Raw genomic sequence first — 16,255 nt, 5'->3', positions numbered from 1 at the left:
AAGGGGTGTGGGGATGAGACTCAATCATGATTATCTGGAAGAGCGGGAAGAAGTGATGAAGAAAAACGGGAATCATTATCCTTCTGTTATTTTGGCGCAGGTTGATTCCAAGCCGGCTTTCTGCCGTTTTCGCGACCGCCTTCTGCCATACATAAAAAATGTAAATGAAGCGCATCTGGTAATGCTCAGCGAGCAGGGAATTGTGAAACAGAGTGATGCCGGAAAGATTATGAGGGCGATTGAGAAAATTGATTATTCTGTTTATCCCGGGATGGAATACAGCGGAGAATTTGAGGATTTGTACTTTCAGATGGAAAAGCAGATCATTGACATGAGCGGGGGAGCCGGTGGAAATCTACATTTGGGCAGAAGCCGCAATGACATGAGCATGACGTGGTCAAGGCTTGGCGTTCGCAAACATCTGATATCTCTGATCGAGAAACTGATTCATTTTCAGAATACAGTCCGGTTATTTGCAGAAACGCATAAATCTACCGTGTATGTCATTCATACGCATACGCAGCATGCACAGCCGGGGCTGCTCGGACATTACTTTCTTGGATTTACGGATGTGATTGACCGCTGCATCGGACGCTTTTGCTTTGCATATGACGCGACCAATCAGTCGCCGATGGGGGCTGCGGCTGCTACAACGACTGGATTTCCGATTTCAAGAGATCGCGTATGTGAACTGTTGGGGTTCGATAAGACAATTGAGTGTTCTTACGATGCCATAGGTAATTTTGATCACTTTTTTACAGCGGCTTCCGCAATCTCTCTGTGTGCGCTTGACCTGGGAAGGACTATCACAGATTTATTGCTCTGGTCTACGGAAGAAGAAAAAATGATTATTCTGGCAGACGGTTATTCTTCAACGAGTTCCATTATGCCTCAGAAAAGAAATCCTATTGCGCTGGAGCATCTGCGCGGCTCACTTTCGCTTATCAAAGGGCTTGCGGACACGGTGCATACGGCTTTTCTGAAATGTCCTTACGGTGATGTTTCAGACCATGAGGATGTAGAAGATACACTGGACGCAGCGTTTACAAAGCTGGAGGAGAGTATTGAACTGTTCAATGCCGTACTGGCCACGACAGAGGTGAATAAGGAGCTGCTGGAAAAGAGGGCGTACGAAAGTTTTTCTACAGTAACAGAACTGGCAGATGAAATGGTGCGGGCTTGCGGCGTGCCTTTTCGAAAAGCGCATGGATTTGTGTCGCACATGGTGAAAAAGGCGGAACGACAGAACTTTAATCTGAAAAATATCACCGAAGATTTTTTCACCGAAGCATATGAAGAATATTTCGACAGTTCTTTTGATATGGCATTTGCCCCGTTTCATAACTGTCTGGACCCGCTGCGCTTCATTTATGTCAGAGACATACCGGGCGGAACAGGGCCTACTGCAATGGAAAATCTGCTCCGGTCTGCGCTGCAAAAAGTGCAAACCAATGAAACCTGGCTGGAACAGAAAAAAACAGGAATACGTATGGCCGATAAAAAACTGAGCGATGAAATAGAAAAAATAGTAAAATACTGAAGGCAGTAACGTATTCTGTAAAACTGACTTAAAGATACTGGCGTATTTCACCGGTCGTAAAACCAGTCGTCTTTTTAAAGACGCGGTAAAAATAGGGAAGACTGGAAAACCCTGTGGCGATGCTGATTTCGCGCAGGGTTTTTTCACTGTCTGCCATCATGGAAACAGCTCTTCGGATGCGCAGGTCCGTGAGGAGTTCGACAAAGGTCAGGTCTTTTTCCTGCTTGAAAAGCCGGCTGAGATAGAATGGACTGATACCGATCTGTCCAGCGACCTCATCAAGAGAAATATTCTTATCATAATTTTCATTCAGATAGAGCAGTGCTTTTTTGATGTACATGCTTTCTTCTTTTTCGGAATTTTCGGCAAACATATTTGCCCGGCCGAGAAGCCAGGCGAGCAGCTCCGGTCCGTTTTTGATTTCATAAAAGTTTTCCCAGATCAGCCAGCCGGTTTTTGCATAGGAATGATAACGGAACGTGAGCTCTTCTAGGCGCAGCAAAAAGAGTACAGACTGCGCTTTTAAATAGTCAAAATCAGAATCAACCCGACTGAGATCTTTCCGGAGGGTGGACTCGATAAGTGCAAGCGCATCTGATTTTTTGTTTTCTCGCAACAAAGGCAGGATTTTTTGCGGTAATTCCGTAAGGGCGCAGGTTTTTGGGCTCCCAGGAAGATACTGAAAATGGGAAATGCCGGGGCGTTTTCGCTCTATCAGAGCAAGGCGTGCTTCCTGAAGCGCGTTTGCATAGTGCAGGGGATTACCCTGGAAACGGCTGACGCCGACAAAGACGTGAAAGCCGTTATTTTTTAACTGCTGGTAGGTATATTCGATAGTTTCGTGGAGAAAATGTTCCAATTCTTCTTTTGATGAGAAGGAATCAGCCATAAGGAATACAATCTGCATGCCGTGATGCTCCGCAGAAAAAAATTTACAGTACTGGCCAATATATCTGATAAGCAGTTCTGATATTCGTTTTTGTGCTGGCAAAGACAAAGCGGTGGTATCGGCTGCTTCCGGTCCGTCTGCGGGAAGAAGCTTCCAGAACGTGAACATACCGCCGCGTTCCAGGGCAGGCGTCTCCTTTTTGAGCAGCTGATAACAGCGGTCGTCTATCTGGCCACATAAGAGGGAATAAATCCATTTTTCTGCGGCAATGGGGTAGAGATCGCTGGCAGCCTGCCGGTTTTTTTCCTGTTCATCGTGGAGGCTGCGCTCTTCATCAAGCGTGCGGCAGGCTTTTTGAATGGCGCTGTACAGTTCGTCTTTGCTGCTTGGCTTGAGCAGATAATCACTGGCTCCGAGCTTTAGTGCCTTTTGCGTGTAGGAAAAATCGCTGTAGGAAGAATTGATGATGATCTTCATGTCCACATGCTTCATTTTCAGTATTTCAATGGCGTCTAACCCGCTCAGGCCGGGCATGTTTACATCCACAATCACAATATCCGGATGCTCCTTTTCAACGCTGCGTATCAGGCTGTAACCGTCGCAGGCGCTTGGAATTAGCTGGATATGACTGCCGATTTCACGGATTTTACTCTCTAATGCAAGTCGTTCAATTTGTTCATCCTCAGCAATAAGGATGCGGTAAGTTCTGCTCATATCAGTTCCTCCGATTTCATGCTTGCCCTAATTTTTTACGTTGAGCCTGGAAGCGGCATGTCCGGCAAAGGGATTGCAAAAGCCACCCTTGTGCCCTGCTCTGTTGCACTTGCGATTTCCACGGAAACACGGTCGCCGAATGTCATGCGAAGCCTCTGGTATACATTTCCAAGGCCGATTTTCAGACCGCTGTCCGCATATTGGTGGATATCGTGCAGAATATGGATTCTTTTTTCTTCCGACATCCCCAGGCCGTTGTCTTCCACAATCAGCCAGCCTGTGCCAGTCTCCTTTTCATACCGGGTTCGGATGGTAATCCGTCCGTTTTCAGTGTACATGCCCACACCGTGTACGATGGCGTTTTCTACAAGAGGTTGCAGGATAAGTGCCGGGATTTCAATAAAATGAAAAGATTCGTCGAGTTCAAACAGAAAACGGATTCTGTCTCCGAATCGCTTTTCCTGTATTGTCACATAGCGTCCAAGCTCCTCAAGTTCTTTGTATAGCGTGATTTTTTTTCCGGCGTAATCAAGGCTGAAACGAAACATCTTTGCAGCCTGTTCGAGCAGCTGCGCTGTTTGATCTGCATGCTCCAGGTATGCTGTGTCGGAGAGCATGTTCAGCGTATTAAACATAAAATGCGGATTGATCTGCAACTGTAATTCGCGCAGATGAGCGCGTTCGAGCTCCTGCGCAATGCGGGCGTTTTCTGTGATAATTTCCATCTGCCGTTTCAACTGGAGGAGCATGTCATGAAATACTTCGGTGAGGATTCTGAGATCCCGGTCCACTTTTGCAGACACAGAGACGGAAATGCTATTGCAGATTCCGTCTTTTTTAATCTTTTCTGCTGCCTGTGTCAATGCCTGCACAGGGCCGGATACGGCTCTGGAAAGCTCATGAATCTGAAACAACAGAAAAAAGAAAAGAATTCCGGTCATAATCAGAAAAACCACGAAAAAGGCATGCGTGCGCGTCTGCATTGCCTGAAAAGACTGCTGGATATTGTCAAGCAGCATTTTGCTGATGATGTTGTAACGGGAGGAGAGTGCTTCTGAGATGGCATAAATCTCCCTGCTGCCGGAATGTAAGGTTTCAAAACTGGCATTTTTGTTTTTGTATAATTCCATTGCATGATACAGCGGGGCTGTCCTTGTGCGGATAGCATCGGTCATATCTGCACAGTCCTGCAGTTCCCGGAATATCCGGAGATCCTGTTCCGAGTTCTGAAGTAGGGCAAGACAGGCTTCCATAGAGTCCAGGTTTTGATTTACGATATCAGCAGGCGCTGTGGTTTCTGCTGTCACAAAACTTTTGATCTGTGCCAATACTTTTTCGTTGGACTCGAAAAATTCGTTCAGCACAACCATTTTGTGAATGACGCGCTGATACTGTCTGCTGTCTGCCGTATGGATCAGAAAGGTAAACAGCACAGTAATCAGCGTCACGCCAAAAAGAAGAACGTAAAAGGCGGATAACCGTTCTTTTGTCGTAGTTTCCTCCGTAAGTTTCAGAGATTTTCTGTGGCTGAATAACGGATTTTTTCTGTAAAATAAAGTAGCTGGGTTTGCATGTGGCATCTGGTATCTCCCTTTCAGGCTGGTTTTCGGGAACGAATTTCCCGTGTATTACGGTATTTTGTATGTATCAACATTATCTGCGGTGACAATCTGAATTTTTGTATACAGATTCCCGGCAGCAATTGGCTCAAAACGGTCACTGTTTTGTGTCTCTGTCCGGCCTGTACGATGTCCGGCGTGCGAAGAAAGATAACGGACAGCTTCATATCCCATCGCCTGTGCATCCTGAATGATCGTGGCGTCAAGAAATCCATTTCGTATGGCTTGCAGGGTAGCGTCGAGATCATCAAAGCCAATAATGACAAGATCCCGCAGAGAAGCCAGGCTGTTACCGGCAAGTCCGATATACTGAGTGGTTGAGGCCTCTGCACAGAACATGGCATTCATGGAATCGTACGTTTCAGTGAGATAGGTGATACGTTCCATCAGACTGAACTTGTCCTGCTCATTCACACAGACTTCGAGAATTTCCGCGCGTCCGGAATCCTCCAAAGCAGCCTGAAATCCCCGGAGCCGTTCTGCCTGATAAGATTTTTCCATTCCGGTGGCCAGGACCGCAACGTGTACGTCCCCATCAATTCTGTTTAAAATCTCTTCTGCTGCAAGCCTGCCTGCTTCATAATTATCTGTTCCGATATAACAGCTTCTCCCGCTTTGTGCAGAATCGGTATCAATCAAAACCACCGGTATGCCGTCCGATTCCATCTGGCTGATGATCGTATTTAATTCTAAAATATCCGGGTCACCGACCGTAATCACACCGTCAAGATTCAAATACTCGACTTCCTGCAATAATTCAACCTGCCTCGCCGAGTCCAGAATCGAAAAACCACTGATGCGCGTAGAAGTATGAAAATCCTCATCCGCAAGCCGAATTCCCTCCTTAACCTTACCCCAGTACCCCTCCTCCGGCGCACATACAATGCAGGCATATCTTGGAAGATCTTTCGGTATTCCTGAGACCGGCTGATAAAAGAAACATACAGAAAGAATCAGCAACACAAGGCTAAAACCGCCAAGAAGAGCGATAGATTTTTTCATTTCATTTCCCCCATTCCGTAACATCCGCCACTCCCACAAAATAAATTTACCAAATGCCTCCCCCCTTTGTAAAGAAGCCAGAACCGAACTTGTCAAGATATTATATGCTTCGCAAAATAATGCATCGCAAAAAGCAAGGAAAACACAAACTGTCCAAAATTTGAAGCTGTTTTTTTCGTAACACTTTTTATACTATTTATCTGCAAGCAAAAATACGGGGCTGACGGCTCGGTGCCAGTTTGAGAAATGGACAGCGCCCGATGCGAAAGGAGAGCAAAACATATGAAACGTACAACAACGATACTTGCAACGATGACTGCAATGGGAATGCTGCTGGCAGGCAGTTCAGCGATGGCAGCTACTTATGAGGGCTACACAGAAGAGGAATTTGCAGCCCTGGAGCAGACAACCGTAGTAAAATCCGAGGATTCACCGACCGGATATTATGTGACTTTCCGTTACAAAGACCCGGATGCATCGAGAGTCCGCATCTACGGAGAATGGCGTTTTTCTGATATTGAGAGCGCAAGCTATTTTACAAGTCAAAATGCTGCGCCGGAAGAGTGGCAGGATGGATATACGGTATGGAAAACGGATAACTGGCCAACCGCTGAGATGGAAAAAGATGAGGAGACTGGCGTGTGGTCCTATACAATTCCGCTTCCGACCGGAACTTGGGCTTACCGCTATTATGTAGACGGGGCGGCAGGTGCAGAGCTGACCGATTATACTGATGCGAAAATGGTTGCGGACCCGGCAAATGTGAACTACCTTGCAGAGGATGAAGATCTCGAAAACCTGGGGGGAGAGCAGACGTTGACAGCTGTTTACGTTCCGTATGATGAGGAAAAGCAGGCAGCTACCATCCGGCACGATGAGGAAGCACCGAGAGACGGAGAAAACGGTACGGTTCTTTTTGAGACAGCAACAACAGAGAGCGGCATCCACACTTCTTATGGTATTTATCTTCCGAACGGCTTTGATGCGGCGCGCGAAGAAGCGTATCCGATTCTTGTTCTCTTCCACGGTGGCGGCGGCTACGATGGAAGCTGGATGACGAACGGACTGGTAAATATTCTGGACAATATGATTGCAGAAGGCCGCATGGAGCCGACCATCGTTGTTACGCCAAATGGCTCTGATTTCCCGAGTGACGCCGGATTCCGCTGGAATCGTCCGGAAATCCTTGCTTTTATTACAGACACCGTTCTGCCGCATATGACAGCAGACTACAATGCATCCGCAGATCCGGCAAGACGTGCGTTCGCGGGCCTGTCCATGGGCGGTGCAACCACAGGATATGCAATGTTCCATAATACAGATGATTTTGATACATTTATTCTCTTCAGCCCGCCATTCACAGGCGATGTGGAACCGGATTACGAGAACCCGGCACTGAAAGAAAAGAACATTTTCTTCGGCTACGGAGATTACGATTTCGTGGCAACGCGCAGCCTTTACAAACAGGCTATGGATGCAGACGGAAATCCGGTACAGCTTTACGATAACAAAAACGAAGGCGCATGCTGGGAATATATGTACGGCCTGAATGAAGCAGGCGTAAGCTACCGTTCCATGAATTACCCGTATGGACATGACTGGGTACTCTGGAGAAAGCTGATTGTAGATGTATTTGATAATATTCTCTGGAAATAAGACAGCGTTTAAAAGTAGCATGATGTAAGGGGAGTCCCTCCGGCTTGGCGGTTATGGCTGAGTCGAAGGGATTTTCTGTGTTCCCGGAGGGCACCTTAGTTGAAAGGCAGAAGGTTTTATGTTATGCTCAAGAAAGTAAAATGTCCATGCATACCAACAGGGCACTCAGCATGGCTGATTGGCCCGTTGTTTGGCGGAAATAAGTGTCATTCGATAAATTTGGAAAGGCTGAGTCTGGAAGCCTTATTCCGGAAAGGTACGAAATGCAGGCTGGAATTTTAGAAATAGATGTGCATGGTCTGAATGCAGAGGATGCAATACAGGCAATTGAAAAGAAACTAAGTGGTGCAGGCAGCGGCGTTTACCGTATTCGGGTCATTCACGGTTTTCATGGCGGGACAAGAATCCGCGATGCGATCCGAAGAGAGTTAGGCTATGGCCTGGAGCCGCGGATTCAGCGGATCGTTAGCGGATATAACCAGGGAATTACGGAGCTGGTGCTGCGGGAATACTGAGTGCAGAATAGCAGAAAATTTTTGTTGACATTGCCTTTGGATTATGATTTAATTTTTGTAGAAACGTTTCGACAATAAGGGAATACGATGAAAGAAGATAGAATGAAAACGAATCATGTAGTAACAATTAAAGACGTTTCGGAGCATGCCGGAGTGGCTATCTCCACGGTATCCCGTGTACTCAATGGGCTGGATCGCGTCAGTGATGAAACAAGAATAAAAGTTGAGAGGGCCGTAGAAGAGCTGGGGTATGTGAAGAACAGTCTCGCAGCTTCTATGAAGTCCGGCAAGTCCCGGATCATCGTTGTTGTGGTTCCGGATATCATTAATGAGTATTATACTGCAGTGGTTCGGGGGGTGGAGGAAATTGCCAGCCAGGAGGATTATTACACCATGTTGTTCTCATCCAAGGATTCGCACAGGAGAGAGCAGAAGCTGTTTTCCGGAGAACTTGGCAGAGCGATTGACGGAGCGATTATCATTCCGGCTTATGATGAACTGGATTATTACAGAAATATTTCGAAACCGGTGGTGATTATTGACCGTTACGTATCTGGCAGTGATATGCATGCCGTTGTCATAGACAACCATAAAGCTAGTTATCTGCTGACAGAAGAATTGATTTTGGCAGGACATAGAAACATTGCAATTATTTCTGGTGCGCAGGAGTTTAATATCGGAATGGACCGTGTGAAAGGATACCGTGACGCTTTGAAAAATTACGGTATTGAAGTCCGGCCTGAGAATGAAATGATTGGCAACTGGTATCAGGAGCATGGTTATCGGAGCACGCTGGAACTTCTGGAGCGCGAAGATCCGCCCAGCGCAATTTTTGCAGCCAACAACCTTTTGTGCATCGGATGCATTAAAGCAATTCGGGAAAAGGGGATAACGATCGGGAAGGATATTTCGCTTACTGGATTTGATGACAGTGAGGTTGCCCAGCTCCTTGAGCCCGATATCACGGTGGTCAGGCAGGAAACAGCAATGATGGGGAAGATCGGGATGATGAAATTACTGGACATTATCAATAGAAATGAGAAAACGGTTTACCCCAAAAAGGTAGTATTAGATGTAGAACTTATCAGACGTCATTCGGTGGGGAAAATTTAATTCCTGCCGATGGCTGTAAAAATGTACGGGGATTCAGTGAACAAAATGGAGAAGAAAAGTTTTTCTACTGTTTGTCGAAACGTTTTTACATTGCGGTGGAGGGATAAAAGTATGAAAAAACCTAAAATTCTTGTGGTGGGAAGTTTTGTGATGGATCAGATTGCGACTACCGCGATATTTCCGAGAGAAGGCCAGACTGTACTGGGAAAACAGACCGTGAACCGCATTATTGTCCTTCCTGGTTCCAATATGAGCATACAACCGGAAGAAATCGCATTTTTGAAAGAAAAGATTGCAGAGTACGACCTGGTGGTACTTCAGCTGGAGATTCCAATGGAGATCAATGAACTGGTAGCAGCCTATGCTTATGAAAAAGGAGTTCCTGTAATGCTTAATTCCGCTCCGAGCGCGCCGCTTTCTGACGAATTGCTGTGTCATCTTACTTATATTTCTCCAAACGAGCATGAGGCCTATGATATGACTGGAATCAGGATTTCTCATGAAGGTAAAAGTGTAAATATGGAGGAAGCGAGGGCTGCTGCAGCAGCACTGAAAGCAAAAGGGGTAAAGAATGTTCTGGTTACGCTGGGAGAGGCTGGTGCGATTCTGGATACGGAAAAGGATGGGATTTTTTATAGTCCATGCGCGGAAAACATCATGGCGGCAGACCCGACGGCAGCAGGCGATTCTTTTGTAGGGGCTTTTTCCGTAGGTCTTGGCTGCGGCTGGGGATACGGTGAGACACTTCAGTTTGCAAATCATACAGCGGCCCTGACTGTCTCCGGTATGGGGGTAATGCCGTCCCTTCCATCGCTTGCACGTGTTGAGAAGTTTCTGAAGGAAAGAACGGGAACGGTTTTGGATACATCAGCGTTGAAAGCGCAATAGGTATTGTTTTGTTTTGGAGGAGGTAAATACTGTGAATGTAAAATGTGAAGAAGCTTGCTCATTTTTCCTCAACACAGTGGGGGATGACCTGAATGATTTTATTGACAATATAGACTATGCTGAGATTGAAGCTGCGGCAGACCTGATCCTGAAAGCACAGAAAAAGGGCGGGCGGGTACATATATCCGGCATCGGCAAGCCTGGACATATTTCCGGTTATATCGCATCTTTGATGTCGTCGACCGGGAATCCGGCTTATTTTCTTCACGGGACAGAAGCTGTGCACGGTTCATGCGGACAGCTTGTTCCGGGAGATATTGTGATTTTTATTTCCAACAGCGGTGAGACGGCAGAGATGCGTGCTACCGTAACGGCAGTGAAAAATAACGGGTGTAAGGTAATCGGCGTCAGCAGTAACCGAAATTCCTGGCTTGCGAAAGAAAGCGCAGTACATCTGTATGCAGGAATCCCACAGGAGGGAGGACCGATGGGGCGGGCTCCGAGAATGTCAATTCTGGCAGAGACGGTTGTACTTCAGGCGCTTAGTGTGGTATTGCAGGCGGACAAGGAAGTGACACCGCAGCAGTATGTTAAGTGGCATCCGGGGGGAACACTTGGACAATTGCGCGAGAATGAAAAGTAAAAGGATGAACTAGGATATGGCATGAACCGCGGATAAAACGGATCGTGGGCGGATATAATCAGGGAATTACGGAGTTGGTGCTGCGGGAATACTGAAAATACAAGAGGCCTTACACCGGGGCTGTCGCACTAAGGTAATGATATACAAGATATCGTGAAATATGGCGAGATAGTAATATTGTATCTTGTATGTCAAAGCTTAGTACGGCACCCCTTTTTGTTTTTATGGAAAGTAAACTTGACATTTTAGGGAGATACTGTATAATAAGGGTATGGAAAGCAAACTTTCCATAAAAAATAGTATACTGTATCATTCATTTTCAGTAAAATTACGCAGATGGAAATTCAGGCAAGTAATTCTGCGAATTATAAATGATACAGTACACTAGGAGAACGGATGAATACAGAAAGGCGGGATAACGAAAACATCTATGAAAAACAGATTGGAGGAGCTGAGAAAACAGAAAGGAATCCGGCAGGAGGAGCTGGCAGATGCGCTGGAGGTATCGAGACAGACAATTGGTTCTCTGGAAAATGGGCGGTATAACCCATCAATTTTGCTGGCTTTTAAAATCGCAAGGTATTTCGGAATGCAGATTGAGGAAATATTTATTTATGAGGAGGAGAAGCATGAAAAAGATGGATAAGATTTTGCTTGCAGGAGACATACTGATTGGTGTCATTTTGATGGTAACAGGGGTTCGGATTTCGGTTGATTATTATTCCACGCTGATTTTTGCGATGGGATTTGGGCTTACGTGCAGCGCTGTATCCCAGTTTATCCGGCATTATTACCATACAAGGCCGGAAAATATAGAAGCGTACCGCGAGAAAACGCGCCGTCAGGAGATTTATTTAAAAGATGAAAGAAAAATACAGCTTCGCAACCGGGCAGGTTATATTACCTGGGCAGGGACAATGGTGTTATGCTTTATCGGTGCTTTTGTGGCAGCACTGCTGCATTCGGAGCCTTTAATAATAGGACTTCTTGCCGGGGCTGCGGTTGTACAGTATCTGGCAGCGACTGTGGTTTACAAGTATCTGTGTAAAAAGATGTGAAAAATAGTTTGCCGGAAAGAGTTCTTATACTGAAAAAGACAAGTAGTAAAACTTCAAAAAGAGGTTGCAGAAATTTGTAAAAATGAATAGCATTGATACAGATGGGAGGGATATTATGACAAAGAGTATGACGGAAGGAAAGCCTCTCAGGCTGCTTTTACAGTTTGCATTGCCGCTTCTTCTGGGGAATTTGTTTCAACAGATGTATAATACGGTGGACGCTGCGATTGTCGGGCAGTTTCTGGGCTCGGATGCGCTGGCCAGCGTGGGTGCGTCAAGCAGCGTACAATTTCTGGTGCTTGGTTTTTGTATTGGTATCTGCTGTGGGTTTGCTATCCCCGTGGCGCAGAGGTTTGGGGCTGAGGACTACGGTGCAATGAAGCGGTATGTGTATCATGCGATGGTGATTTCTGCGGTGGCAGCATTGGTTCTGACTGTGGTGTGTGTGCTGCTTTGCACAAAAATCCTGCAAGTGCTCTCAACACCGGAGGATATTTTTGGTGGGGCGTATATCTATTTGTTGATTATTTTCCTGGGAATCCCCTTTAATATTCTCTATAATCTGCTGTCCGGTATTTTGCGCGCAGTGGGAGACAGCAGGACGCCGTTTTTGTTTCTCGCGGTTTCAACCTGTTTCAATATTGTTCTGGACTTGTTCTGCATTCTGGTTTTAAAGTGGGGCGTTGCCGGAGCGGCCGTGGCAACCATCACTTCGCAGGCCATGAGCGGCATTCTGTGTCTTATTTATATGTTCCGGAAGGTGCCGCTGCTGCATATGGAACGGTCTCACAGATTACTGCAAGCAGCTTATGTCAAAAGACTTCTTTTAATGGGACTGCCCATGGGGCTGCAGTATTCGATTACAGCGATTGGCAGTATGGTCATGCAGTCAGCCAATAACGGGCTTGGAACCGTTTATGTCACTGGTTTTACGGCGGGAATGCGTCTGAAACAGTTTTTTATCTGCCCGTTTGATGCCTTCGCGACAGCGGTATCTACGTTTTGCGGACAAAATCTGGGAGCAAGGCGGATGGACCGTGTGCGCCGTGGAATAAAAGATGGGTTGTTGATTGCAATTTCCTATGGATTTGCCGCAGGGATCGTTCTGATTTTTTATGGAAGAGATCTTGCCTGTCTGTTTGTGTCAAAGGATTCCGCAGCTGTGCTGGATGCTGCCGGACAGTATCTGCGGTACATCGGTTATTTTCTGTGGTCGCTTGGAATTCTGAACATATGCCGTCTGGCGATTCAGGGACTTGGTTTTTCCGGCCGTGCTGTATTTGCAGGTGTGCTGGAAATGGCGGCGCGCAGTATTGTAGGAATTGGGTTTACTCCGGTGTACGGGTATCTGGCTATCTGCTGCTGCGATCAGGCAGCCTGGAGCGTTGCCTGTGTATATCTTGTTTCGATGTGTATTCATTGCGTTCGCAAACTGGATCGTATGCAGGCGTATGGGACTTTGATTTGAGCGTGGGGTGTATGGCCGGACAGGAAAAAAGGTGGCAGTCTATTCACGCGGGGAAAAGTACAGAGAATAAAATGAGAATATTGTCTGAAAATTCTTATTATTTCAGACAATATTATTTTTTATAAAAAAATAACAAATAACTATTGACAAAACAGAAGAATAACATTATAATAATGATAACAACAAGGAAATGACAAATTATTAGGAGGACGGTCCAATGGCATAGTTCATTCAAATCTCTGATACAAGCGAAAAGCACTTGAAGGAGGGGACGCCAATGGGAGGAAGGGACCCATAAGGGAGGCTTCAAAATAAAAGAACAGGAGGTTATGAAGTGAAACTGGAAATTATTCATTAAAAGGGCTATCTGATGACGAGAAAGTCAGATAGCCCTAAAATTTTGCCTTTTTATGTTCTTATACTGCAAAAGAAGGTGTGTAAGAGACACTCATTTGTATGAATGCCGGTTTTACAGAAGTTTCCATGACTCAATGATTTCTTTTTCAATTTCTTCATCAAAGTTCGTAAAAGTAATCGTAAACATGTCAGTGTCTTCGTTGCAGATGATGTACTGGTGCATGGTAGAATCCATCATGCTTACCGTGTAGCGGTAAAAAGTATTTTCACCAATCTGTTCCACATCCATCGGTTCACAGTCTTCCTCCGCCACGCCAATAGCCATATAGGTAGCAGCCATCTGCGCATCCAGATCATCTTTCATGGATGTGATCATATCCTGTGTGAGACCGGAAGCTTTTGAAATCTGCACATTCAGGTTACTCAGCATATCTGCGCTGTAAAGGTAATCTGTGTTGGAGTAATCAATGCTTCCAAGAATGGAAAGATCAAGACCGGCGTTTTCAAAAACATCTTCCCCGACTGTGTCCATCAGCGTATCAAGCGTATCTGCACTCAGTTCAATATAATCATCCGGCACTTCTATCGTATAGAGTTCACTGGAAGCAGAGGTGTAAAGCATCCAGCCTTCTTTGACTGCAGCTTCTTCTGTGGAGAGTTCTGTTTCCTGTGCAGAAACGGCAGTCCCTGCTGCAGTGCATAAAAGGAGTGCACACAATGTTAAAATTGATTTTTTCATAAATTTTCCCTTTCTGTACAATAAGAATTGAATATAAATCATTTGAAATTGTAGCAGGTAGCTTCCCTCAGTTCAATATAATAAATCATAGAATCTGATAATTTTTCAGTTTTTTATTCATTTTAGGAGCCTGGTTTGATGCTGCGCGTGTATTTAAATTTTATCAGGACAGACTTGAACCCGGCCGTTTCTTTCCGTATAATATAAAAAATAACGCAAGAGTAAGGAAAGAGGTTATTATGGCACGTAAGAGAAAATATCGAAGAACGTCAAAAAGAAACACACCATTTTCCAGATGGCTGCGCCGCGTGCCGCTTCCGGTTGTATTGCTTTTGTGTCTGCTATCCTGGATGTTTCCGGAGCAGTCGCGAACAATTTTTGGCGAGCTGCAAGATGATATTCCTGTCTTTCGAGAGCTTACTTCCCGGTTGGGAATGCGCCGCGGACAGAATACGGCCGGGACGGAGAACTTTGAGATTCATTTTCTGGATGTCGGAGAGGGGCTTTCTGTGTTGGTGCGTTCTGATACGCATGCGATGCTTTACGACGGCGGGGACCGGGATGTCTCATCTTTTGTAGTCTCCTATCTGAGAGATGAGGGGATTTATACGCTGGATTATGTGATTGCTTCGCATTATGATGCGGATCATATCAGCGGACTGATTGGTGCGTTGAATAACTTTGAGGTGAAACATGTGATTGGTCCGGATTATGTACATGATTCCAAAACATACCGATCTTTCATGGATGCAGTCGCAAACCAGGGACTTACAGTGGAACATCCGTCGCCGGGCGATATGTATACACTGGGAGATGCCGGATTTACGGTGCTTGCGCCTTCTGAGATTACAGAGGATTCCAATAATAATTCTGTGGCTGTTCGTATTGTAAACAAAGACAACAGTTTTTTGTTGATGGGAGATGCAGAAAAAGGGAGCGAAGAGGCTGTCTGTGCCTCCTCGCTCAAGCTGGAAAGCGATGTACTCTGCGCGGGCCACCATGGCTCATCTAGCTCCACCTGCGAAGAATTTTTGCAGGAAGCAAAACCGAAGTTCGCAGTAATCAGCTGCGGAAAGGAGAATGAGTACGGCCACCCGCACTGGGAGACTTTGGAACGTTTATCCCGATACGGAGTGACTGTTTACCGCACCGATGAAATCGGGACAGTCATTGCATATTCAAATGGAGATGAAATCTGGTGGGAAATGACAAAGTAGGAATTATGTCCTACTGCTCTGCAGCCGTTTCTGTATCTGGATCAAGTACGAGAAGAAGTACAGCTTTTCCCTCTTCATCGTGCCAGATGCAGATTTCATTGCCCTCTTTGATGGCTGAAATGTCGAGCGTTTCAAGCTTTGGAAGCTCGACGTCTTGTGTGGCGCATTCTTTCATCAGGGCATTTCCGTCTTCTGTGTTTGGCACGCTGTATATCGTGGCGTCATCTGCCACTTCGAGCATTGTTAAATCAGAGTTCTCGATATCCTGATTTTCATTTTGTATATCTTGCGCGTTTATCTCGACATTTGTGTTTTCTGCGTTTTCTTCAAGATTCGCATTTTCATCTTCCATATTTTCCGCATTGGCGTTGTTTTTAAAATTTTCCTGCTGTTTCTTTTCTTCGACGATTTCTGGATTTTGCGCTGGTATCTCATCTGGTTCCGAGAGAGCAATGAATAAGGTTTTACCGTCAACTTTTCTCACGGTTCCCAGTGTCTTTTCTGCTGTGATTTCTTGTTGGACGTTTTGACTGTTAACAGGTTCTGATGCGGATACACCCATGGAAGTAACTGCCAGTGTAAGACCAAGTATGATTGTTGCAAATTTTCTTTTCATTTTATCAAATCCTTTCTGTAATTGTTTTGTCGACACTAATACTTTAATAGAAAAATGTGTTTTCACTGTGGAAAAACTGTATAAAAGTTGTATCAGAATTCTTGATATTTTCTTTAAAAAATTAAAAGATCTGAAAACAGGGTTTGTACAGTCAAGGTGTTTTTTCAGGCATACAATTTTGAATACGGAGCATACTATTACCTGAAAATGGTTTATGTTAT

The 16,255-nt window shown here is 45.5% G+C and carries 15 protein-coding genes; 10 read left to right on the top strand and 5 right to left on the bottom strand.

What is annotated here, in order from left to right:
* The first annotated feature begins 13 nt into the window (after positions 1-13).
* A complete protein-coding gene (gene argH / locus AC6I2O_RS04355) occupies positions 14-1,540 on the top strand; it encodes an argininosuccinate lyase (protein ID WP_497741933.1) in 1,527 nt (508 codons plus the stop codon).
* 28 nt (positions 1,541-1,568) lie between these two features.
* Here argH and AC6I2O_RS04350 read toward each other — a convergent pair whose 3' ends face one another.
* The 3 genes from AC6I2O_RS04350 to AC6I2O_RS04340 are packed head-to-tail and all read right to left on the bottom strand — an operon-like array spanning position 1,569 to position 5,764.
* Positions 1,569-3,143, bottom strand: coding sequence for a response regulator transcription factor (locus tag AC6I2O_RS04350; RefSeq protein WP_497741932.1), 1,575 nt, complete (start codon positions 3,141-3,143; stop codon positions 1,569-1,571).
* 35 nt (positions 3,144-3,178) lie between these two features.
* Entirely contained in the window at positions 3,179-4,723 is a 1,545-nt protein-coding gene (locus AC6I2O_RS04345) for a sensor histidine kinase (RefSeq protein WP_120392405.1), read from the bottom strand.
* A 48-nt stretch (positions 4,724-4,771) separates the two neighbouring features.
* Entirely contained in the window at positions 4,772-5,764 is a 993-nt protein-coding gene (locus AC6I2O_RS04340; RefSeq protein ID WP_497741931.1) for a sugar ABC transporter substrate-binding protein, read from the bottom strand.
* A 282-nt stretch (positions 5,765-6,046) separates the two neighbouring features.
* Here AC6I2O_RS04340 and AC6I2O_RS04335 point away from each other — a divergent pair, with 282 nt between their 5' ends.
* The 8 genes from AC6I2O_RS04335 to AC6I2O_RS04300 all read left to right on the top strand — a co-directional run bounded on the left by AC6I2O_RS04335 (position 6,047) and on the right by AC6I2O_RS04300 (position 13,105).
* Positions 6,047-7,420, top strand: coding sequence for an alpha/beta hydrolase-fold protein (locus AC6I2O_RS04335; protein ID WP_497741930.1), 1,374 nt, complete (start codon positions 6,047-6,049; stop codon positions 7,418-7,420).
* A 203-nt stretch (positions 7,421-7,623) separates the two neighbouring features.
* Positions 7,624-7,935: a Smr/MutS family protein gene (locus tag AC6I2O_RS04330; RefSeq protein ID WP_497741929.1), complete on the top strand. Its 312-nt coding sequence runs from the start codon at positions 7,624-7,626 to the stop codon at positions 7,933-7,935.
* A gap of 87 nt (positions 7,936-8,022) precedes the next feature.
* The gene (locus AC6I2O_RS04325; protein ID WP_497741928.1) at positions 8,023-9,048 is read left to right on the top strand and encodes a LacI family DNA-binding transcriptional regulator; all 1,026 of its coding nucleotides are present in this window, start codon (positions 8,023-8,025) and stop codon (positions 9,046-9,048) included.
* A 111-nt stretch (positions 9,049-9,159) separates the two neighbouring features.
* Positions 9,160-9,936 carry a PfkB family carbohydrate kinase gene (locus tag AC6I2O_RS04320; protein ID WP_497741926.1) on the top strand — a complete coding sequence of 259 codons (777 nt, stop codon included), beginning with the start codon at positions 9,160-9,162 and terminating at the stop codon, positions 9,934-9,936.
* 31 nt (positions 9,937-9,967) lie between these two features.
* Positions 9,968-10,579: a KpsF/GutQ family sugar-phosphate isomerase gene (locus AC6I2O_RS04315; protein ID WP_497741925.1), complete on the top strand. Its 612-nt coding sequence runs from the start codon at positions 9,968-9,970 to the stop codon at positions 10,577-10,579.
* 430 nt (positions 10,580-11,009) lie between these two features.
* On the top strand, positions 11,010-11,225 hold the full coding sequence (locus AC6I2O_RS04310) for a helix-turn-helix transcriptional regulator (protein WP_120392400.1): 216 nt from the start codon (positions 11,010-11,012) through the stop codon (positions 11,223-11,225).
* The gene (locus AC6I2O_RS04305) at positions 11,209-11,637 is read left to right on the top strand and encodes a hypothetical protein (RefSeq protein WP_120392399.1); all 429 of its coding nucleotides are present in this window, start codon (positions 11,209-11,211) and stop codon (positions 11,635-11,637) included. The genes AC6I2O_RS04310 and AC6I2O_RS04305 overlap by 17 nt, the downstream gene beginning before the upstream one ends.
* Before the next feature lie 115 nt (positions 11,638-11,752).
* Positions 11,753-13,105, top strand: coding sequence for an MATE family efflux transporter (locus AC6I2O_RS04300; protein ID WP_497741924.1), 1,353 nt, complete (start codon positions 11,753-11,755; stop codon positions 13,103-13,105).
* A 469-nt stretch (positions 13,106-13,574) separates the two neighbouring features.
* Here AC6I2O_RS04300 and AC6I2O_RS04295 read toward each other — a convergent pair whose 3' ends face one another.
* The gene (locus AC6I2O_RS04295; RefSeq protein WP_497741923.1) at positions 13,575-14,201 is read right to left on the bottom strand and encodes a hypothetical protein; all 627 of its coding nucleotides are present in this window, start codon (positions 14,199-14,201) and stop codon (positions 13,575-13,577) included.
* A 239-nt stretch (positions 14,202-14,440) separates the two neighbouring features.
* Here AC6I2O_RS04295 and AC6I2O_RS04290 point away from each other — a divergent pair, with 239 nt between their 5' ends.
* The gene (locus AC6I2O_RS04290) at positions 14,441-15,418 is read left to right on the top strand and encodes a ComEC/Rec2 family competence protein (protein ID WP_497741921.1); all 978 of its coding nucleotides are present in this window, start codon (positions 14,441-14,443) and stop codon (positions 15,416-15,418) included.
* Positions 15,419-15,428: 10 nt separating this feature from the next.
* Here the strand turns inward: AC6I2O_RS04290 and AC6I2O_RS04285 are convergent, their stop codons facing one another.
* Entirely contained in the window at positions 15,429-16,034 is a 606-nt protein-coding gene (locus AC6I2O_RS04285) for a hypothetical protein (protein WP_497741920.1), read from the bottom strand.
* Positions 16,035-16,255: the final 221 nt, after the last annotated feature.

It is taken from the genome of Blautia sp. St.27G3, assembly GCF_059728505.1.
Note: the sequence above shows the minus strand (reverse complement) of the source record. Positions and strands in the feature narration are given on the sequence as shown.